This window comes from Sulfitobacter sp. S223, assembly GCF_025143825.1.
Classification (GTDB): Bacteria; Pseudomonadota; Alphaproteobacteria; order Rhodobacterales; family Rhodobacteraceae; genus Sulfitobacter.
On the sequence record NZ_CP083560.1, the window covers coordinates 2,785,802 to 2,806,545 of the forward strand.

21 protein-coding genes are annotated in these 20,744 nt (G+C 57.2%); 5 read left to right on the forward strand and 16 right to left on the reverse strand.

Annotation, left to right across the window (positions count from 1 at the left end):
• The first annotated feature begins 11 nt into the window (after positions 1-11).
• Positions 12-2,186 carry an RNA degradosome polyphosphate kinase gene (locus tag K3757_RS13305; protein ID WP_259996201.1) on the forward strand — a complete coding sequence of 725 codons (2,175 nt, stop codon included), beginning with the start codon at positions 12-14 and terminating at the stop codon, positions 2,184-2,186.
• Positions 2,187-2,275: 89 nt separating this feature from the next.
• Entirely contained in the window at positions 2,276-3,844 is a 1,569-nt protein-coding gene (locus K3757_RS13310) for a Ppx/GppA family phosphatase (RefSeq protein WP_259996202.1), read from the forward strand.
• Here K3757_RS13310 and K3757_RS13315 read toward each other — a convergent pair.
• The 7 genes from K3757_RS13315 to K3757_RS13345 are packed head-to-tail and all read right to left on the reverse strand — an operon-like array spanning position 3,841 to position 10,199.
• The gene (locus tag K3757_RS13315) at positions 3,841-4,209 is read right to left on the reverse strand and encodes a hypothetical protein (RefSeq protein WP_259996204.1); all 369 of its coding nucleotides are present in this window, start codon (positions 4,207-4,209) and stop codon (positions 3,841-3,843) included. The genes K3757_RS13310 and K3757_RS13315 overlap by 4 nt on opposite strands.
• A 37-nt stretch (positions 4,210-4,246) precedes the next feature.
• Positions 4,247-5,272: an endonuclease/exonuclease/phosphatase family protein gene (locus tag K3757_RS13320; RefSeq protein WP_259996205.1), complete on the reverse strand. Its 1,026-nt coding sequence runs from the start codon at positions 5,270-5,272 to the stop codon at positions 4,247-4,249.
• Positions 5,272-5,952, reverse strand: coding sequence for a molecular chaperone DjiA (locus K3757_RS13325; protein ID WP_259996206.1), 681 nt, complete (start codon positions 5,950-5,952; stop codon positions 5,272-5,274). The genes K3757_RS13320 and K3757_RS13325 overlap by 1 nt, the downstream gene beginning before the upstream one ends.
• A 30-nt stretch (positions 5,953-5,982) precedes the next feature.
• Positions 5,983-6,465, reverse strand: coding sequence for a GNAT family N-acetyltransferase (locus tag K3757_RS13330; RefSeq protein ID WP_259996207.1), 483 nt, complete (start codon positions 6,463-6,465; stop codon positions 5,983-5,985).
• Complete coding sequence (locus K3757_RS13335; RefSeq protein ID WP_259996208.1) at positions 6,459-7,073, reverse strand: VOC family protein; 615 nt, start codon at positions 7,071-7,073, stop codon at positions 6,459-6,461. Before K3757_RS13335 ends, K3757_RS13330 begins: the two co-directional genes overlap by 7 nt.
• A complete protein-coding gene (gene scpA, locus K3757_RS13340) occupies positions 7,070-9,214 on the reverse strand; it encodes a methylmalonyl-CoA mutase (protein ID WP_259996209.1) in 2,145 nt (714 codons plus the stop codon). Before scpA ends, K3757_RS13335 begins: the two co-directional genes overlap by 4 nt.
• Positions 9,162-10,199 (reverse strand): hypothetical protein, encoded by a 1,038-nt coding sequence (locus K3757_RS13345; protein WP_259996210.1) that lies wholly within the window; start codon positions 10,197-10,199, stop codon positions 9,162-9,164. The genes scpA and K3757_RS13345 overlap by 53 nt, the downstream gene beginning before the upstream one ends.
• Positions 10,200-10,298: 99 nt before the next feature.
• On the opposite strand from K3757_RS13345, the gene K3757_RS13350 reads away from it, so the two are divergent.
• On the forward strand, positions 10,299-10,751 hold the full coding sequence (locus tag K3757_RS13350; protein WP_259996211.1) for a DUF4174 domain-containing protein: 453 nt from the start codon (positions 10,299-10,301) through the stop codon (positions 10,749-10,751).
• A 183-nt stretch (positions 10,752-10,934) separates the two neighbouring features.
• On the opposite strand, the gene K3757_RS13355 is transcribed toward K3757_RS13350, so the two are convergent.
• The 8 genes from K3757_RS13355 to K3757_RS13390 all read right to left on the reverse strand — a co-directional run bounded on the left by K3757_RS13355 (position 10,935) and on the right by K3757_RS13390 (position 17,068).
• Positions 10,935-12,980 carry an acetyl/propionyl/methylcrotonyl-CoA carboxylase subunit alpha gene (locus tag K3757_RS13355; RefSeq protein ID WP_259996212.1) on the reverse strand — a complete coding sequence of 682 codons (2,046 nt, stop codon included), beginning with the start codon at positions 12,978-12,980 and terminating at the stop codon, positions 10,935-10,937.
• A 116-nt stretch (positions 12,981-13,096) separates the two neighbouring features.
• The gene (locus K3757_RS13360) at positions 13,097-13,303 is read right to left on the reverse strand and encodes a hypothetical protein (RefSeq protein WP_259996213.1); all 207 of its coding nucleotides are present in this window, start codon (positions 13,301-13,303) and stop codon (positions 13,097-13,099) included.
• Positions 13,304-13,601: 298 nt separating this feature from the next.
• Entirely contained in the window at positions 13,602-13,949 is a 348-nt protein-coding gene (locus K3757_RS13365) for a hypothetical protein (protein ID WP_260001277.1), read from the reverse strand.
• Positions 13,950-14,030: 81 nt separating this feature from the next.
• Positions 14,031-14,177 carry a hypothetical protein gene (locus K3757_RS13370; protein WP_259996214.1) on the reverse strand — a complete coding sequence of 49 codons (147 nt, stop codon included), beginning with the start codon at positions 14,175-14,177 and terminating at the stop codon, positions 14,031-14,033.
• A gap of 214 nt (positions 14,178-14,391) precedes the next feature.
• Positions 14,392-14,769, reverse strand: coding sequence for a DUF6497 family protein (locus tag K3757_RS13375; RefSeq protein ID WP_259996215.1), 378 nt, complete (start codon positions 14,767-14,769; stop codon positions 14,392-14,394).
• Positions 14,766-15,161, reverse strand: coding sequence for a cupin domain-containing protein (locus K3757_RS13380; protein ID WP_259996217.1), 396 nt, complete (start codon positions 15,159-15,161; stop codon positions 14,766-14,768). Before K3757_RS13380 ends, K3757_RS13375 begins: the two co-directional genes overlap by 4 nt.
• A 16-nt stretch (positions 15,162-15,177) precedes the next feature.
• The gene (locus K3757_RS13385) at positions 15,178-15,441 is read right to left on the reverse strand and encodes a Rho termination factor (RefSeq protein WP_259996219.1); all 264 of its coding nucleotides are present in this window, start codon (positions 15,439-15,441) and stop codon (positions 15,178-15,180) included.
• Positions 15,442-15,535: 94 nt separating this feature from the next.
• Positions 15,536-17,068, reverse strand: a complete 1,533-nt coding sequence (locus tag K3757_RS13390) for an acyl-CoA carboxylase subunit beta (RefSeq protein WP_259996220.1) — start codon at positions 17,066-17,068, stop codon at positions 15,536-15,538.
• Between the two features lie 185 nt (positions 17,069-17,253).
• Between K3757_RS13390 and K3757_RS13395 the strand changes: the two genes are divergently transcribed.
• A complete protein-coding gene (locus K3757_RS13395; protein WP_259996221.1) occupies positions 17,254-18,498 on the forward strand; it encodes a multidrug effflux MFS transporter in 1,245 nt (414 codons plus the stop codon).
• A 56-nt stretch (positions 18,499-18,554) separates the two neighbouring features.
• Positions 18,555-19,955 (forward strand): short-chain fatty acyl-CoA regulator family protein, encoded by a 1,401-nt coding sequence (locus K3757_RS13400; protein ID WP_259996222.1) that lies wholly within the window; start codon positions 18,555-18,557, stop codon positions 19,953-19,955.
• On the opposite strand, the gene K3757_RS13405 is transcribed toward K3757_RS13400, so the two are convergent.
• Positions 19,952-20,668: a thermonuclease family protein gene (locus tag K3757_RS13405; RefSeq protein WP_259996223.1), complete on the reverse strand. Its 717-nt coding sequence runs from the start codon at positions 20,666-20,668 to the stop codon at positions 19,952-19,954. The genes K3757_RS13400 and K3757_RS13405 overlap by 4 nt on opposite strands.
• Positions 20,669-20,744 lie beyond the last annotated feature (76 nt).

A 20,744-nucleotide genomic window follows, 5' to 3' on the forward strand; every position in this document is an offset into this window, starting at 1 on the left:
TAAGCCCCCTTATGTCCGATGCCGATTTCCTTACCGCGCCTTACGATACTCCTGTTGAGCTGCCCGATCTTGATCTGGACAGCCCTGCCCGTTTCCAGAACCGTGAGCTGAGTTGGCTCCGCTTTAACTGGCGCGTTGTGGAAGAGGCCGAAAACCCCCGCGTGCCACTGCTTGAGCGGCTGCGCTTCCTGTCGATCTCGGCCGACAATCTGGACGAATTCTATACCGTGCGCGTGGCTGGCCTGCGCGAACTTGCACAAGCGGGCAATACCACGCCCGCCGCCGACGGCCTGACGCCGGCAGAGCAGCTTGTGCTGATCAATCACGACGCCCGCGCGCTGATGCTGCGCCAGCAAGGCGTGCTGGTGGAATTGCTGCGCGAAATGGACGATCAGAACATCATGCTTGAAGGGCTGGATGATCTAAGCGCGGCTGACAAAGAAGCATTGGATGATGTGTTTCTAAATCAGGTGTTCGCCGTCCTCTCACCGTTGGCGATTGATCCTGCGCACCCGTTTCCCTTTCTGCCCAATACCGGCTTTGCCCTCGCGCTCCAGCTTGAGCGTAGCCGTGATAAAAAGCCATTGCAGGCACTGCTGCCAATTCCCGCGCAAATCGACAGGTTTGTGTCGCTTCCAGCGCCGGACGGATGCAAACGCTTTTTGCCGCTCGAAGAGCTGCTTATCCTGAAAATACCGGATCTGTTTCCCGGCTATAAGCTAAAGGCACATTTCGAATTCCGCGTCCTGCGCGACAGCGATCTTGAGGTCGAGGACGAAGCCGAAGACCTTGTGCGCGAGTTTGAAGTTGCCCTTAAACGCCGTCGTCGCGGCGAAGTTGTGCGGATGACCCACTCTGCCGGAGCACCGACCAAGCTGCTTGCGACGGTCATGGACGAACTTGGCGCGAAACCGCAGGATGTGATCGAGATCGAGGGCATGATCGGCATTGACGATTTATCCCAGTTGGTCACCGACGACCGCCTTGATCTGCTGTGGCCCCAATTCACCCCCCGTATCCCCGAACGGGTCACCGACCATGATGGAGATATGTTCAAGGCGATCCGCTCAAAGGATATGCTGCTGCACCACCCCTATGAGACCTTCGACATGGTTGTCCGCTTTTTGCAGCAAGCAGCCCGGGATCCAGATGTGGTGGCCATCAAGCAAACGCTCTACCGGACATCTCGCGACAGCCCGATTGTCGAAGCACTGTGCGAAGCCGCTGAAGACGGGAAATCCGTGACAGCGCTGGTCGAGCTGAAGGCACGTTTCGACGAGGCGGCCAACATCCGTCAGTCGCGCAGACTTGAGCGCGCAGGCGCGCATGTTGTCTACGGGTTCATTGATCTCAAGACACACGCGAAGATATCAACCGTGGTGCGCCGCGAAGGCAGCGAGCTGGTGACCTATACCCATTACGGGACAGGCAACTATCACCCGATCACCGCACGGATTTACACCGACCTGTCCCTGTTCACCTGCGATAAGAAACTTGGCCGCGATGCGACCAAAGTGTTCAATTATCTATCCGGCTATGCCCCGCCTGCGCAGCTCGACAATCTGGCGATTTCGCCAATTACGCTGAAACCCCGTTTGCTGGAAATGATTGCTGCCGAGGCCGACCACGCACGCGCAGGCAAGCCTGCGGTGATCTGGGCCAAGATGAACAGCATTGTGGACGCCGAAGTGATCGACGCCCTTTATGCCGCCTCAAATGCAGGCGTGCAGATTAGCCTTGTGATCAGGGGCATTTGCGCACTGCGTCCGGGGATCAAGGGTCTGTCTGAAAACATCCGGGTAAAATCCATCGTCGGGCGCTTTCTTGAGCACAGCCGCATCGTTTGTTTCGGCAACGGCTACGGGCTGCCACACAAGAAGGCGCGCGTATTTATGTCTTCTGCCGATTGGATGGGGCGCAATCTTAACCGCCGCGTAGAGACACTGATCGAGATCGAGAATGCCACCGTGCAGGCCCAGATAACCAGCCAGATCATGGCGGCCAATCTGGCCGATATTGCGCAGAGCTGGGTGATGGCACCGGACGGCAGCTTTACCCGTCCGCCCCTCCCGGAAGGGCAGTTCGCTTTCAGTTGCCACCGCTTCTTCATGGAGAACCCCTCCCTTTCCGGTCGCGGCTCTGCGGGTGCATCAGACGTGCCAAAGCTTACCCACACGGAAGATTAACGCAGCTATTCCCCTTGGGTTAGCGATTGACCTAGAGGCGGGTATGCGCCAGTTTGCCCCAACTTTCCGCCCCTCTAGCCGGAGCGCGCATGACCGAACCGAAACCACAGCCCGCCGCAGTCCCTGAAACCGGCGTCGCCGACTTGGGCCTGTTTGGAAAGCCCTTGTTTCAGGACCCTGGTGCGCGTGCATTGCGCCGTGTGGGGGTGGTTGATGTGGGGTCAAACTCGGTCCGGATGGTGGTGTTTGACGGTGCCGCCAGATCACCTGCATATTTCTACAACGAAAAGATCATGTGTGCGCTGGGTGCCGGTATGGCCGATACAGGCCATCTGTCGCCCGAAGGACGCGTGCGTGCCCTGTCCGCCATGCGCCGCTTTACCAAGCTGGCCGAGGGTATGGGCCTATCCGAACTAACCGTAGTAGCGACCGCCGCTGTGCGGGATGCCAAGGACGGCCGGGAATTCTGTGAAGAAGTCCGCGCAGAAACCGGTTTGCGTATTTGGGTCATTGATGGCGAGGAAGAGGCGCGGCTGTCGGCGCAGGGTGTGCTTTTGGGCTGGCCCGGTGCCTATGGACTGGTTTGTGACATTGGTGGCTCATCGCTGGAACTGGCGGAGATTTCAGGTGGCCGCGTTGGGCGGCGGGTAACGTCCTCACTCGGGCCGCTCAAGCTGCGCGATATTGCAGGTGGTGCCAAAGCACGCGAAGCGCATATCAAGGAAATCATGCACGGGCTCGCCGAAAAAATGGGCAGCCAGCGCGATCGTTTGTTCCTTGTGGGCGGTTCTTGGCGCGCGATTGCGCGGATCGATATGATCCGTCGCGGCTATCCCCTGCACGTGCTGCACGAATACCGCATGACGCGCAAATCGGTGCGCGAAACCGTTGAATTCATCCGCAAGTCAGACATGGAGACCCTGCGCGTTGAGGCTGGTGTTTCCTCTGCCCGCGCCCTGCTGGTGCCTTATGCCTGCGAAGTGCTGTCGCGTCTGGTCAAAACCTTCAAACCCAAAGACATCGCCATTTCAAGCTATGGCATCCGCGAAGGCATGCTGTACGAGCAAATGCCCCAACGCCTGCGCGACCGCGATCCGCTGATAGAGGCGTGCCGTTTTGCCGAAGATAAGGACGCGCGTTCCCCCGGTTTCGGGCGCGTGCTGTATAACTTCATCTTGCCGATCTACAAATCTGCCTCTGCGCCGCGCAAACGCCTGATCAAAGCCGCGTGTCTGCTGCATGACGTGAGCTGGCGCGCGCACCCTGACTACCGCGCCGAGGTTTGTTTTGACAACGCAACGCGCGCAAATCTGGGCGGCCTGAAACACTCTGAACGTATTTTCATGGGCCTTGCCCTGATGCACCGATACTCCAACAAGCGTGAAAACATCCGCTTTGCCGACCTGTTCGACATGGTTGACGAACAGACCCGCGCCGAGGCCGAAATCCTAGGTAAGGCCCTGCGGTTCGGCGCAATGCTTTGGATGGACAAGCTTGAAGAGCTGGGCGAAATGCGGTGGTACCCGAAGAAAAAGGAACTTCATCTGCGTTTAAGCACCGACATGATGCCGCTATTCGGTGAAGTCGCAGAAGCGCGGTTTAGCTCGCTGGCAAGTTCACTTGGGGCGCAGGCCGTCGTAAAAACCGTCAGCCGCTAGAGGTCAATCTGCGGTTCAACCTCTACAGGCGGGGTATCTTCAGGCAAGTCTTGAGGTGCGTCAGGCTTGCGGCGGATGATAATATCGCCGTTCGGCAGGACCTCTGGTGCGCTATAGTCGCTCCAGTCCTCGACATCCTCCAACACGGTTTTCAACTTCGGCCCCATCTGAGTGATGAACTCCTGCAAAGCTGGTCCCGCCTCTTCCATCAATTCGGTCAGTTCATCCAAGGCAGGTGCCATTTCCTGCATCAAACCTTCAAAAAACAACTGCGCCCCCCGCTCCATCAGTGATGGTTCGTCCTGGGCATAGGTCGGTGCGGCACAAAGTACTGCGGCAAAAGATAAGGCAAATCTATGTTTCATACTGACTAATATAGGTGAGGGGTGACGGGAAACCAAATTACAGATCAATGTCGATCGTAACCGGGAAATGGTCCGACGCCGTCACCAGCGCGTCACGCAACTCGGGATTGGCCCAGCAATCAGGATCATCCAGCGGGTGCCAGATGCGCCAGACTGGTTCTCGGGCACGCAATTGCGGACAAACCATGACGTAGTCAAGCAGGGCCTGCAAAAACCGCTTTTCCGGTCGGATCCAGAAACGCGACGTGGTTGGCATTGCCCCCAGTCGCTGGCCCAGCGCACGCGCCGCATGCGGATCAAAAAGCGGATGAACACCGTGAGTATCAAGAATGATCTCAACCGAAGATCGGCCGAACAGGTTCTCAAAGGCATCCAACCCGGGGCCATCATTGAGATCACCCAACAACATCAGCGGCACGCCGTCTGACAGATGGTTTTCAATGCGTGTCCTCAGCCAGATCGCTTGGGCAAGTTGCTTGCGCCGGTTGGAAATGGCGATCTGCATGACCTCGGAATCATCATTTGCGCCATGCGGAGCTTTGGATTTCAGATGTGCACCGATCATCCGAAAGGCAAAGCCCCCTACCGTTTCCACAGCCAGCTCCAACGGCGGCTTTGAAAACACGACGCGGTCTTCCGAAGCATCGATATCCAGATCGATCCGCAACACCCCGTCAAAGCGCGGCGCCCCGCGTGCGCCCTTTGCACCGGTCATATCCCCTTGCGGGTCATGGGTCACTTTCAGCACATCGGGATCATAGAGCAGTGCGATTTCTTGTTGGGTATCATTCACAAAACCCATCACCGCAGACCTTGCACGCAACCCGGCAAAATCCGCAAACCGTTCAAGCGCAGCAACCGCATCGCGTTTTGAACCGGCATCAGGTGCCTCGATCACCATAATGGCATCCGCGTCGAGCGCTGTGAAAACATGGGCCAATGCCTGCGTCTGCTGTGCGCGTGTTACCTGCCAGCGCGCCGACCATCCATCATCATTGTAAAGCCTGTCCTTCCGGTCAAAAAGGCTCGCGAACCATTCGACATTATAGGTGGCAATCCGCATTACGCCGCCTTGCCCGACAAGGTTTCCCAAGCGCGGTTGATGTCGATCATGCGCTTTTCTGCCATTTTGATCGCTTCTTCGGGCAGCCCGCGTGCGGTCAGCGCATCGGGATGGTTGGCGCGGACAAGCTTGCTCCAAGCTGCGCGCGCTTCTTCAAGTGTCGCGTTGGGCGAGATGCCCAAAACGCTATGCGGTAAGGGTGAGCTGTTGGGCACAAAGCGTGCGCGCAGTGTCTCGAAGCTGCCTTCGGGAAGGGCAAATATCTTGGCCACTTCCTCCAGAAACGCGTTTTCGTTTGGATGATAAATGCCATCGGCCATCGCAATATGGAACAGACCTTCCATCAGATCACATAGGATGCTCGCATCCTCGCTGAACATACCCTTAATCCGGCGCGCATAATCGTCAAAGCCCGCCACGTCGGTGCGCGCAAGATTAAAGACCCGTGCAGCGCCCTGCGCATCCGCATCCCCGATCTGAAAAACCTCGCGGAAGGCGGTGACTTCATCGCGCGTCACCTGGCCATCGGCCTTTGCCATCTTGGCACCCAAGGCGATCACCGCGATTGTGAAAGCGACAGAGCGCTCTGGAGGCGTACGCAGACGGTCAAAAACAGTCGACAACCCCTCACCAGAGGTGAGCGCGGAAATTGCTTCAGAAATGCGGCTCCAGATCGACATGGTTTATCCTAACGCGCACGGCTCCTGTTGTCAGGGCGCCTCGATAGGTTTGCTCATCAAAATGAGATCAAGCCAGCGCCCGTTCTTGCGCCCTACCTGAGACAATTGACCGGCCATTGCAAACCCCAATCGCTGGTGAAAGGCGATGGCGGACGGATTTTCGCCACTGATGCCACCGATCATGACATGCAAACCTTGGCGCTTTGCCTGCGTCATTGCAGCATCCATTAATGCGCGGCCCACACCCTGCCGTGGTTCGGCAGTAATGATTGTATGCTCGGCAGTTTGGGCATAGCCCGGTCCAGACCGAAAAGGTCCCCATGTTACAAACCCCGCAATTCTGCCCTGAACCTCAGCCACCAAAAATGCATCTTGGCGGTCTGCGCGGAGGGCGTTCAGGTCGGCCTTTGTCTTTTCAAGCGTTGTGAAAGTTGCGGTGGTGTCCCGGATCATGGCGTTCCACAGATCCATGATCTGTGGCATGTCATCCTCGGACACCGCACGGATCAGCATAGTGTCGCGGGTCCGGTCGGTGTGGTGAATTCAGCACGCAGTTGCACCGCGCCATCCTCGAACGCGATGCGTGTATCCGTGAGTATCGGCCCGAGAAGCTTCGCAAGTGACGCTGCCTCAGGATGACGGATGGTCAACGTTTCAATACCGCAGCCTTGCTGGATCAAACGCGGGGCCGGATGGGCATCCCCCACCCACTGGATCAAAGCAGGCGCGCAATTGTCGAACGGAAGCACCCCGTTTGCGGGGACGGCCATACGCCAGCGCAGATCGCCACGTTGCAAATCTACGGGCTTGCCGAATCCTTCGGGCAATTGCGCAAGCGTGGCATCCAGATCGTCGCAGCGGCAGATCCAGTTGGTCAGGCGTGGCGCACCTTTAAAGCGGTCCAGATCAAACCATCGCGGGCGGTCGGGCGTCGGCGCCTGCGGATTGACTGCAATCGCTTCTAGATAAAGCCCGTCTTCCAAACCCAGCAACCGATTATGCGTATGAAAGACCGCATGCTTGCCCCCCGCCTGCAAAGGCACGCCCAAAGCGGCCTCTACGTGATCTGTTGCAGCGGCAAGAGTTTCTCCTGCCACTGCAATATGGTCAAATGCGATCATCCGCGCGCTTCGCGGATCAGCTTCAGGATATCCTGCGCCGCATTCGGGATATTGGTGCCCGGTCCGAAGATCGCCTTTACCCCGGCGTCGTACAGGAACTGATAATCCTGCTGCGGGATAACACCACCGCAGATAACCAGAATATCCTCTGCGCCAGCCTCTTTCAGCGCTTTGACAAGCTGGGGAGCCAACGTTTTATGCCCCGCAGCCTGAGAGCTGATACCGATCACGTGCACGTCGTTGTCCACGGCGTCCTGTGCCGCTTCGGCGGGTGTCTGGAACAGCGGGCCTACGTCCACGTCGAACCCGATATCGGCAAAGGCCGTGGCGATCACTTTTGCGCCACGGTCATGCCCGTCCTGACCCATTTTGACGACCAGCATACGCGGACGGCGGCCTTCGGCTTCGGCGAAGTCTTCTACCGATTTCTGGATCGCAGCAAAGCCTTCATCACCTTCATAGGCAGCCCCATACACGCCAGCCAGCGTTTTAACTTCGGCGCGGTGGCGACCAAATTCATCTTCCATTGCCATGCTGATTTCTCCCACGGTGGCACGGGTACGCGCCGCTTCTACGGCTGCTTCCAGCAGGTTCCCGCCTTCTTTGGCGCGGCGTGACAGTTCCGACAGTGCGGCCGTGCAGGCCGCTTCGTCGCGGCTGGCCCTGATCGCTTTCAGACGTTTGATCTGGCTGTCGCGCACGGCGACGTTGTCCACATCCAAAATGTCGATCGCGTCTTCTTTGTCGCGGCGGTATTTGTTCACCCCGACGATCACATCAGTGCCACGGTCCTGTCCGGCCTGCCGCTGTGCCGCGGCTTCCTCAATCCGGAGCTTTGGCATACCCGAGGCAACAGCCTTGGTCATGCCGCCCAGCTCTTCTACCTCTTCGATCAGCTTCCATGCCGCTTCGGCCATATCGTGCGTCAGTTTTTCCACATAGTAAGAGCCAGCCAGCGGATCGACCACGTTGGTCACGCCGGTTTCTTCTTGCAAGATCAACTGGGTATTGCGTGCGATGCGGCTGGAGTTTTCGGTCGGCAATGCGATTGCTTCGTCCAGAGCGTTTGTGTGCAAGGACTGTGTGCCACCCAGAACTGCCGACATCGCCTCATAGGCGGTGCGGATGACGTTGTTGTAGGGGTCCTGTTCCTGCAAACTCACGCCGGATGTCTGGCAATGGGTGCGCAGCATGGATGATTTCGGGTTCTGCGGTTTGAACTCTTCCATGATGCGCGACCACAGCAGGCGCGCCGCCCGCAGCTTTGCCGCTTCCATGAAGAAGTTCATGCCGATGCAGAAGAAAAAGCTCAGGCGTGGCGCAAATTTATCCACGTCCATGCCTGCCGCAATCGCCGTGCGCACATACTCACGCCCATCGGCCAGCGTGAACGCCAGCTCCTGCACCAGGTTCGCGCCGGCCTCTTGCATGTGGTAGCCGGAAATCGAGATCGAGTTAAACTTCGGCATCTCGTTGGCAGTGTATTCAATGATATCCGCGATGATCTTCATCGAAGGCTCTGGCGGGTAGATGTAGGTGTTCCGAACCATGAATTCTTTGAGGATGTCATTCTGGATGGTGCCGGACAGCACCGCACGGGAATGGCCCTGCTCTTCCCCTGCGACAATAAAGTTCGCAAGGATCGGGATCACCGCGCCGTTCATCGTCATCGATACCGACACTTTATCAAGCGGGATACCGTCAAAAAGGATTTTCATATCCTCGACACTGTCGATCGCCACGCCCGCCTTGCCCACATCACCTTCAACGCGGGGATGGTCGCTATCATATCCGCGGTGGGTGGCCAGATCGAACGCGACCGAAACACCTTGCTGGCCCGCCGCCAAGGCACGGCGGTAGAATGCGTTCGATTCCTCAGCGGTAGAGAACCCCGCATACTGGCGGATCGTCCAAGGGCGGCCTGCATACATCGTGGCCTTAACGCCGCGTGTGTAGGGCCCCTGCCCCGGAATGCCACCCAGATGCGGCACATCTTCCAGATCTTCGGCCGTATAAAGCGGAGAGACGTCAATGCCTTCCAGCGTTTTCCACGTCAGGTCCTCAACTGGACGGCCGCGCAGCTCTGCTTCAGCCAGTTTGCGCCAGTCGTCCTTGGAAGCTTGGGTCGGTTTGTTGGTCATGGGACTGTCCTTTTGTCAGTGCCCCCGGTGGCAAGCTAAAGCCTGCTCTTTTGCGGGAGGAATCCTCTGTCAGTGTTGCAAGCCCGCCCGCGCCAGCGGTGAGCCACATCATATCGTCGGCGTAATTTTCGCGCAGCGCAGCAGCCTGTTCTGCGTTAAACGGGTTCCAGCGACCTTCGCGCAGCGCCAGGTGCGCGGGCAATTCTGCCAGTAAAGTTCCGTTTTCTGCCATCTTGGTACGCAACTGGGCTACGTTAGGTGAACGGTTGAGCCAGCTTTCCGCAAACTGCTTCGGTGCGGGCTTGCCAGTCGCTTCGGCAAGCATTTGGTCAGCTTGTCCGGCAAATTGTTCAAATGGCAAAACCTTGATCTCTGCCTCTGGCAAGGCGCAGGCCATATCGGTGATGACGTCACGCCAGCTGCGTGAATTCGCTGCCAGCATACCGATCCGCGCGGCATCCGGCATGACATGACCACGCCCGACACCATAGGCTGCAACGGACGACCACCACAAATCCTGTGCCCGAATACTCATTATCACTCGGCTGATCCGACCTTCGAACGCGGCGTCCAAGCGGGCCAACCGCTCCCCTATCGCGGGATAAAGCGATCCGGCGCGCAGACACGCGCGTGGGGCGCCGATCATATTTTCTTCGCTGACCAACAAACGCTCTGCACCGACACGTTTGGCCTGTGCGGCATGCAGACGCACCCGCCCCATGGCGCGGCGTTGCAGATCACGTCCATTCAGCATGCGGGGCTGGGCGAACAGCCCGTCAAACATTCCCTTACGCAGCATATGGGGCTCCCACAACGCTGTGCCTTCAGCGGCAAGCCGCGCGCGATTACCCCGCAGATAGTGCTGAAAACTAGTCGAGCCAGTGCGGTGGGCCCCTACATGAAGAATGATGTCCATAAGCCGTTTGATGCCTCTGCGCCATGGGGCTGCACCGGGCAGCCGTGAAAAGGAAACTGCAGCAGTCATGCGACACTATCCCTTGCGGCAAGCTTAATGGTAAAAATGGCGCGAACCACATTCGCAATCGCGTCACTAACACCTATATATACCCCAGAGGGAGAGCTTATGAAATCGTTGTTAGGCGCTGTTATTATGGGAATATTTGCAGGTAGCGGACAGGCACAGACCCTGTTCAGCCCCCACCTTCCGCTCATCATTCGAGAGGCGAGTGATACGGATTTGAGCGAATTTAAGTGGAAATATCGCCCCGTAATCGTCTTCGCCGACAGCGTGGACGACCCAGCCTTCATCGAACAGATGGAGCTGATCGTTAAAGGGGCCGAGGAACTGACAGAGCGTGATGTGGTCGTAATCATCGATACCGATCCTGACGCGCGTAGTGCGATCAGACTGCGGATGCGCCCACGTGGTTTCATGCTAACGCTGCTCGGCAAAGACGGCGGTGTAAAGCTGCGCAAACCGTTCCCGTGGGATGTCCGAGAAATCACCCGCAGCATCGACAAGATGCCCATGCGCCAGCGTGAAATCCGCGAAGCAAAAGAAGCGCCCGAAGGCTGATCAACTGCCGGCAAGTTTCCAAGATGCCCGCACGCAGGATCAAAAGACCGTGGTTTCAGCTGACTGAACCCGGTTACCTGCATGATCACAAACGTCACAGCGTCCAGAAGTTTGCCCGCGCCCTTCCGGGCGCGGCGCATCATAGGAGCCATCAGCATCTGATCGGCAGGTTGCATCAAAGCCTTACTCGAACTCCATGATAACATCGTCAACAGCAAGGCTGTCACCAGCGCCTGCATTGATTTTGGTCACCACACCTTTGCGCTCTGCGCGCAGGATATTTTCCATCTTCATCGCTTCAATTGTGCAAAGCGCCTGCCCTTCTTGCACTTCGTCGCCAACGGCCACATCCAGTTTTACCACCAGACCAGGCATTGGGCAGAGAAGCAGTTTGGATGTGTCTGGCGGAACTTTGACAGGCATCATACGCGCCATTTCGGCCTGCAGCGGGGTGCGCACATGGACCTTGATGTCTGCGCCACGGGTGCGAATACGGAAGCCGCCGGAAATCTTGCCGACTTTAAGGACCAAAGGCGCATCCGCCACTGTCATCGTGGCAAGCTGGTCACCCGGCGTCCACGCGCCCGCGACACGAAGCGCTGCGCCATCTTCGAACGTGACCGTGGCCCCGTCATGGTCCGCATCAATGGTTACGTCAAAGCTGTGATCTTGTAGGGCAACATTCCAATCTGATCCGACTTTGCGTTCGTGGTTATCCATCCGTCCCGAAACGCGCGCGCGGCGGATTTCGGCAACACGGTGCATCGCGGCGGTCGCAGCCGCAATACGTCGAAGCTCACCTTCAGCAAGTGTCACACCTTCGAAGCCATCGGGATATTCTTCTTCAATGAAAGCTGTTGTCATGTCACCGGAAACGAATTTCGGGTGGTCCATCACTGCGCTGAGGAAAGGCAGGTTGTGGCCAATCCCTTCTACTTCGAAACTATCAAGCGCGACACGCATACGCTCAATGGCCTCGCCACGCGTCGGTGCCCATGTGCAAAGCTTGGCGATCATGGGGTCATAGTACATGCTGATTTCACCGCCTTCATAGACGCCGGTATCATTGCGCACGGCCGTTTCACCTGCGGGCGCATCATCCTGCCATTTGCCGTTATCCAGCAGCGGGCCAGCGGCAATCTCTGCTGGCGGGCGATAGCGGGTCAGGCGACCGATGGACGGCAGAAAGCCACGATACGGGTCTTCGGCGTACAGACGGTTTTCGATGGCCCAACCGTTGATCTGCACGTCTTCCTGTTTGATTGTCAGCGCTTCGCCGTTGGCAACGCGGATCATCTGTTCCACCAGATCAACGCCGGTGATCAGCTCTGTCACAGGGTGCTCCACCTGAAGGCGCGTGTTCATCTCAAGGAAGTAAAAATTCTTGTCGCCGTCCACGATAAACTCAACCGTGCCGGCGCTGGTGTAGCCCACCGCTTGTGCCAGCGCGACAGACTGTTCGCCCATCGCTTTACGCGTCGCTTCGTCAAGGAACGGGCTTGGCGCTTCTTCGACAACTTTCTGGTTACGGCGCTGGATCGAACATTCACGTTCGTTCAGGTAAATGCCGTTGCCATGCGCGTCGCAAAGCACCTGAATTTCGATGTGGCGCGGTTGGGTGACGAACTTTTCGATAAAGATACGGTCATCGCCGAATGAATTCGCCGCTTCGTTCTTGGAAGACTGAAAACCTTCACGGGCCTCTTCGTCGTTCCACGCGATCCGCATGCCTTTACCGCCACCGCCGGCAGAAGCCTTGAGCATGACCGGATAGCCGACCTCATTCGAGATTTTCACAGCCTCATCCGCGTCCGCGATCAGCCCCATGTAGCCCGGAACCGTGCTTACCCCTGCTTCTTTGGCGATTTTCTTGGAGGTGATCTTGTCCCCCATCTTTTCAATCGCGCCAACAGGGGGGCCAACAAACGCCACACCGGCCGCGCTAAGCGCTTCGGCAAATTTGGAGTTTTCGGACAGGAAACCGTAGCCGGGGTGAACAGCCTGCGCGCCAGAGGCCTTCACGGCCTCCATGACTTTATCGATCACGATATAGGACTGGTTGGCAGGTGGGGGGCCGATGTGGATCGCCTCATCGGCCATTTGCACATGCAGCGCCTGCTTGTCGGCGTCTGAATAGATCGCAACTGTCTGGATGCCCATTTTGCGCGCGGTCTTGATGACGCGGCAGGCAATCTCGCCGCGGTTAGCGATCAGGATCTTATTGAACATATGCTTGTCCCTTTTGGTGGTGAAAGAGGTTGGTTGAACGACAAAACCCGCGCAGGCTGAATGCCTGAGCGGGTCTCGGTTTGTGTATTGTTACGGGCCGAAGCCCGTTCGTCAGATTAGTCGCAGTTGACCAGGTCGGTCTGGCAGGCAAGAACGTTTGCCCCTGCACCCAATGCGGCACCTTGCGCGATGCTACCGTTTGTAACAACGGCCGCGCCTGCACCAATTGCTGCGCCGCCAAGAGCTTGGTCGCCCAAAGATTCCCCACAGGCTGCGAGGCTTGCTGCGGCTGTAAGTGCGAGTACGAATTTCGGAAAGCCCATGGCTTGTATTCCTTTTTGATGTTGTTCGCTAACAATACGCGCGGGCGGCTGTTCCGTTCCCGTCCCTGAGCAAAAAACAATCCAAAAAGGACGGGCAGCGCGGCTGGGGGACATGCCTGCTGCCCGTCAAAAGTGGGGGTTTCGTTTTGAGACGGGAAACGCACAAGGCTACTGCCCTGACGTATCACGCCTGCTACCCTGTCCGTAATTTGACCAACTGCCCAGCCCGCAAGATGCACGGCAGGGTTGTCGGCCAAGGTTCGCCTAAATATGGAGTGGCTACGCAAAAACATGCCGATCACTCTTCCACGATGTGCGGATAGGATTGCTGCGCGGCCTGCAGATCAATGACCAGCATCGCTTCGTAATCAGCAGGATCAAAGGGGTCCGTGGCGGGAATCACCTCTCGGCCGAAAAGCCATGACAGGCGACCTGCGTCCAGATTTCCACGCTCGAAAGGTTCGGTGCCGAAACTCTCCCAAAGCGCCTTAAAGAATGCTTCGTCGGCTCGGCGGTCCGGTGGACGGCGATCCGACCGGCGCTCGCGGCGGGTAAGCTCTGTAGCGCCCTTGGGATTGGCGCGGCGTAGGGTGAATTGGTAATCCGTGCCGGGCAAGCGGCCCGGAAATCCACGGTGTTTCAGCATGTAAGCTAGTGCCATGCTACGCCCTCCGCGCTGAGGGGGCGGGTCAGGACGGCCGCGAACGCCCGTCCTGCTGTTTGTCGCTTACTTATATTTGCCTGTGTAAACGGGCTCTTGGCTGATCGGCTCTGGATCAACCACGACAAATTCTTCGACCTGCTGCTCACGCGCACAGGCGGCAACCATGACCATAAGGCCGAGTGTTGCCAAAAGTTTGATGTTCTTCGACATCTGTAGCTCCTGTAACTTGTTGTACGGGATGGTTTTTCGAAACCTGCCGTATTTCCCGCAATAAATGCAGGCCGCACAGTTGCACGGCCTTTGCGGATTATACCGAAGTCCGAAGCCTCTGGATATGTGGATAAAACTGTCGCCAAATTCTGTGACTCCAAAGCCGCATTTAAACGCTGACCAAAAGGCCGTGCCGCAAGATATTGTATGTACATCAGTAGTCGTCCCATATGCAGACACCGTCTTCCTCACGGAAGGACTCAAAATACTGGATAGCCTCGGGATCTGGCTGACCAAACTCGGTTATACGGTCCATGAAGGATATCACGATCTTATCCGCACTCAGCGCATGTTCTGCCATATAGGCCACTGCGAATGTCCGGCAGAGATGCAGCATGTCTTCACCAGCTGTGTCGAACGTTATCTGTGCGTCGCCTGCAGCGATTTGCGGGGCGAGATATCGAAAACGCAGCCAAGTGACTGTCTCCTGCGGGTCCACAAGAACTTCGTGCAGCAGCACTTGTTGCCCTGACGGGACATCCTGCGCCGCCATTGGACCGGCCAAGAATGCCAATGCATAAACCAACTTCATGGAGCATCTGCCGTGTGCGTGGCAAATTCGGCTGGCGATACGATCTCGATTAATTCCATATCGTCGGAGTGGCGAACTTCGCGATGCCGAATACCGGATGGCTGCAACACGCATGAACCGGCGCGCAAGACATGCTCGCCTTCGCCCTCGTATTCGAAAACCACCCACCCTTGAGTGACGTAAACCATCTGAAAGTCCAGCTTATGGATATGCCACGTGCCCGGGCTTTCCATTCCCGGCACTGCGCGGATCACATGCGCGCCGAACTTGCCATTGGTTGCTTCTGTCACGCCAAGCTGCCGGTATTCAAAGAACGGGCGTAGACCCGCGCCCTCGAACGTAGCGCTGTCGGCATGACTGATTGTGAAACCGGGGGTGGACCAAATACTCATGCCCCTCCCCCGTCTTTCAATTTCTGCGCAAAGCCTCGATCAGCGCATCCTTGTCCATATCCGAGCGGCCCTCGATCTCCAACTCCTGCGCGCGCGCGTACAAGTCGTCCTTGGTCCACTCCTCGTAAGGGGGCTGTTTGCCGCCCTTCTTTGACGGCTCTTGAGAATCGCTGGCTTGCGCATTCGCGATCGCCGCCGCTTTTTGCTTGGACGCCCCCTGCTCGCGCAGGGCTTCGTAGGTTTCGTCGTCCTTGATGGAACTTCCATGATCTTTGGTCATTGTTGTCTCCTTTCGAAGACAACAATGATACGCGGGCGGTGGTTCCCGCCTGCGATACACTGACCAATGAAGTTACACGACACATGCCCGAATCCTACAGCGGGATGTTGTCGTGTTTTTTCCACGGCATGTTGGACTTTTTGTTGCGCAGGCTGGCAAAGGCGCGGGCAATGCGTTTGCGCGTGGTGTGCGGCTGGATAACTTCATCAATGAAGCCGCGTTCAGCAGCAACGAATGGGTTGGCAAAACGCTCCTCATAGTCCGCCGCGTGCTTCGCAATCTTTTCCGGATCTTTCAGATCAGCACGGTGGATGATCTCGGTCGCGCCTTTGGCGCCCATCACAGCAATCTCTGACGTGGGCCATGCGTAGTTGAAGTCCGAGCGCATATGCTTGGACGACATAACGACGTAAGCGCCGCCATAGGCTTTGCGGGTAATGACGGTGATCATCGGCACAGTCGCTTCGCCATAAGCGAACAACAGCTTCGCGCCGTGTTTGATCACGCCGCCGTATTCCTGTGAAGTGCCGGGCAAGAAGCCGGGAACGTCCACCAGCGACAGAATCGGAATTTCGAACGCATCACAGAAGCGGACAAAACGGGCCGCCTTGCGGGCGCTATCAATATCCAGAACGCCCGCCAGCACCATCGGCTGGTTGGCAACCACACCCACGGTACGGCCTTCAATGCGGATAAAGCCGGTGATGATATTCTTGGCAAACTCTTCCTGAATTTCGTAGAAATCGCCTTCATCGGCAAGCTTCAGGATAAGCTCTTTCATGTCGTAAGGCGTGTTCGCATTTTCAGGTACCAGTGTATCCAGCGATGGCTCAATCCGCTCTGGATCATCAAAGAACGGGCGCACCGGTGGCTTTTCACGGTTGTTGGACGGCAGGAAGTCGACCAGACGGCGAACCTCGGCCAGCGCCTCAACATCATTTTCAAACGCAGCATCAGCGACCGAAGATTTACGGGTGTGCGTTGACGCGCCACCCAGTTCTTCTGCGGTGACCTGTTCGTTTGTCACTGTTTTCACGACATCAGGGCCCGTTACAAACATGTAAGAGCTGTCTTTGACCATGAAGATAAAGTCGGTCATCGCAGGGGAATAAACCGCACCACCAGCGCAAGGCCCCATGATCACGGAAATCTGCGGCACCACGCCAGACGCTTCGATGTTGCGTTGGAAGACCTCACCGTACCCCGCGAGGCTGTCCACCCCTTCCTGAATACGCGCACCGCCAGAATCGTTGATACCGATGATGGGCGCGCCGTTTTGCACGGCCATATCCATGATCTTGCAGATCTTCTTTGCATGCGTCTCTGAAACAGAACCACCCAGAACGGTAAAGTCCTGTGCAAAGACATAGACGAGGCGCCCGTTGATTGTGCCCCAACCAGTGACCACACCATCACCCGCGGGCTTTTGCTCTTCCATACCGAAGTCGGTGCAACGGTGGGTTACGAACATGTCGAACTCTTCGAAAGAGCCTTCGTCCAGCAGAAGATGCACGCGCTCACGCGCGGTCAGCTTGCCGCGCCCATGCTGGGCGTCGATACGGTGCTGACCACCTCCAAGGCGCGCTGTATCGCGGCGATCGTCAAGCTGTTGCAGGATATCTTTCATGGACGGCTCCTCCCATCGGATTATCTTTGCGTTTGTATCCGAGTGGGAAGAAGAGACAAAGCGTCATTTAGCAACTTTGCAAATAATTTTCAGCACCCTCACAGCAAATTGCAAAACTGCTAATTACGCGTCGTAAATTTTGCGCCCTATCGACAAGTTCAAAATGCGGGCATAGTTACTTAACAATGCAACAGATTAGAGAAGATCTCCATCCCGTTAAGCTTGGCGACAGGAGAACACCGCCCCACATTATTACATTGATCCTGCTTGCCGGAATGTCGGCCTGCGTGATGAACATGTTTTTGCCCAGCCTGCCCTCTATGGCCGCGCATTTTGAAACGGACTATGCTGTGATGCAGCTTTCGGTCGCGGTCTATCTGGGCTTTTCAGGGTTCTTGCAGATTTTCGTCGGCCCGCTATCTGACAAACTTGGCCGTCGGCCTGTTATCCTTTGGGGTTTGGGTTTATTCCTGATCGCCACTGTCGGCTGTATCTTTGCGCCGACGATCGAATTTTTCCTGACCTTCCGGATGATGCAGGCCGCTATCGCCACTTCGATGGTGCTCAGCCGGGCTGCGGTGCGTGACATGTACACTCAGGACCAAGCCGCCTCAATGATCGGGTATGTGACCATGGGCATGGCGGTCGTTCCTATGATCAGCCCTGCAGTAGGGGGCCTGCTGGATCAGTGGTTCGGCTGGGAATCGGTCTTTTGGGCCCTTTTCCTATTGGGTGCGGCCACGATGTGGCTAGCATGGAGCGATATGGGCGAGACAGCGGTCCGGTCCACCAAATCCCTCACAGCACAATTCGCAGAGTACCCTGAACTGCTGCGCAGCACGCGGTTCTGGGGTTATGCGCTGGCCTCCGGCTTTAGCTCGGGTGCGTTCTTTGCCTATCTTGGCGGCGCACCTTTCGTGGGACAGGTCGTCTTTGGTATGTCGCCCGCCACGTTGGGCTTTTTCTTTGGCGCACCGGCGGTCGGGTATTTTCTGGGCAACTTCCTAACAGGGCGCTTCGCGAGAACCTATGGCGTGAACCAAATGGTGCTATGGGGATGTTGCGCCAACGCGATTGGCGGCACCATCTCCCTTTTGATATTTGAGGCAGGCTACGGCACGCCCTTCAGCTTCTTCGGCTTGATGACATTGGTGGGATTGGGCAACGGCCTGACCATCCCAAACGCCACCGCAGGCATGCTATCGGTCCGGCCACATCTGGCAGGCACCGCATCTGGCCTCGGCGGTGCAATCATGATCGGCGGCGGCGCGGGGCTTAGTGCATGGGTTGGCGTTTTGCTCACACCGGAATCAGGTGCCTTCCCACTTTTGTGGATGATGTTGATTACAGCCGTGCTTGGCCTTCTCTCAATTCTGGTTGTAATGCGCCGCGAACGGATGCTGGGCCTCCCCTCTGACACCCCCTTGTGACAGAGACTTTGCAAAGTTAGGGTCAGCCCACAGCTAATTTGCAAAGGGCACGCCCCATGGCCATTCAGAAACTTTATGCAGGTGCCAAGCTGCGCGAGCAACGCTTGCGCATCGGCTTGACGCAAAAGGATTTTGCGGCGCGGTTGGGTGTGTCCCTTCCCTATCTGAACCAGATGGAAAACAATAACCGTCCGGTTTCCACCTCCGTAGTTCTGGCGCTGGCGTCAGAGTTCGGCATGGACGTGACCGAGCTAAGCGCAGGGGACAGCGACCGTTTGGCTAGCGACATGCAAGAGGTGTTGGCCGACCCGTTGTTTGCAGGCGTCACCCCTCCGGTTGCCGATGTCCGTTTGACCGCCTCTAATGCGCCCGGGCTTGCAAGAGCCTTTATCGCGCTCCATCAAAGCTACCGTCAGGCGCATGAGCGGCTTGCCTCACTTGATGAAGCCTTGGGACGCGAGGATTCCCGCGCCACCCCGAGCCCTTGGGAGGAAGTCCGCGATTTCTTCCATTATTGTGACAACTACATTGATGCCGTAGATCGCGCAGCAGAGCGTTTTGCAGAGCGGGCAACAACACCGACACAAATACGCACTGTGGCGCTTGAGGCGCTGGCAGCGGCCGGTTTGACCGTCGCCTTCACAGATATGGACGCGCTGCGTTTGCTGGAACCGGAGGATTCTGTCCTGCATATCTCGGCCCGCGCCCAGCCTGAAACGCAGACCTTTCAGCTCTTGCTTCAGGTAGCGTTGACGCGACAGGATGCGTTGCTAGAGGCCACGCTGGATCTGGCGCGGTTCCATTCGCCTGCCGCACGGGACATCGCCAAAATCGGATTGGCCAACTATTTCGCCGGTGCCGCCTTGCTGCCTTATCGCGCGTTTCAGGCCCGCGCACAGACCTGCCGACATGATCTCGAAGTTCTGGCACAGCATTTCGGAGCCTCCATCGAACAAATCGCCCATCGCCTATCCACCTTGCAACGGCCCGGGGCCAAGGGTCTGCCATTCTTCTTTGTCCGTGTTGATCAGGCTGGCACGATCACCAAACGCCACTCAGCGACAAGGCTGCAATTTGCACGTTTTGGCGGCGCGTGTCCGCTGTGGAATGTCCACCGCGCGTTTGAGACCCCCGGTCAATTCCTGCGCCAGCTCGCGGAAACACCGGACGGAGTGCGATATATCTCTATTGCGCGCGACATTTCCAAATCGGCGGGCAGATTCGGCGCCCCGACGCGGCGCTTTGCCATTGCACTGGGATGCGAGGTGCGGCACGCACCACAGCTGGTCTACGCAGATGGTCTGGACTTGAGACGCGACAGTGCATTTGAGCCGATAGGCATTTCGTGCCGCATCTGTGCGCGCAAGACCTGCCACCAGCGCGCGGTGCCGCCGCTTGAACGCAATCTGGTGGTTGATCCTGACCGGCGTGACATCCTGCCATACCGCGTGGATTAAATCCGCGATTTACGCCATCCAGCCGCGCGCGCCTCTGTCTCTGTACAGAACCACCGCTCGCCCTTGCTTTGACTGATCCGGGTCTTTTCATAGTATTTCTGGCTGGGAAGGTGATAAATACGATCCCCTTTGGCCGTCATATTGCCTTTGATATTACAGTCAGCACGCGCAAGCGGCTTGCGCTCTGGCTTATCTGCCTTTCGGTGCTGTTCGGGTGTCTGCATTTTCACGGCATGCAAGCCACGATCAAAAGCGGCTGCTTCACTCTCTAACTGCACGTAGTCAGAGCCGTATTTCACATAGGCAAAGGCCATACCTTCGCGCACCAGCCACGCCCCGATATCTTCGCCCAAAGCCGAACAGCGCGCCACGGTCCGGCCGTAACGGTCAATGTCCAAAGCTTCACAATAAGCAACCACGCCGGAATAGCGGTCTGAAACTACCTTTGTGACCCATCCACCGCAGGCCCAGTCTTTGCCTTGCTGTGTTTGACAGATCTGGTCCATTTCTGGCGCGTCGACCGCATGCAGCCGCACCTTTGTGCCCGCGACTTCGAACGTGTCACCATCAATCACCCGCAATTGTCCGCTCAGGTTTGATCCGCTCCGGTTTGCTTGCAGAATACTGCCGGAGAAACCCAACGCGACAACACCGACAAGGACCAAAAACGCAAAACGCCAGCGACGCCTGAAATATGAAAATGAAACAGCCATCAAAGCTGCAGGTGCAGGAACTTCATACCAAGAAGATACGGCATTCCGCACAAAAGGTTAACAAAAAGTTAACGGG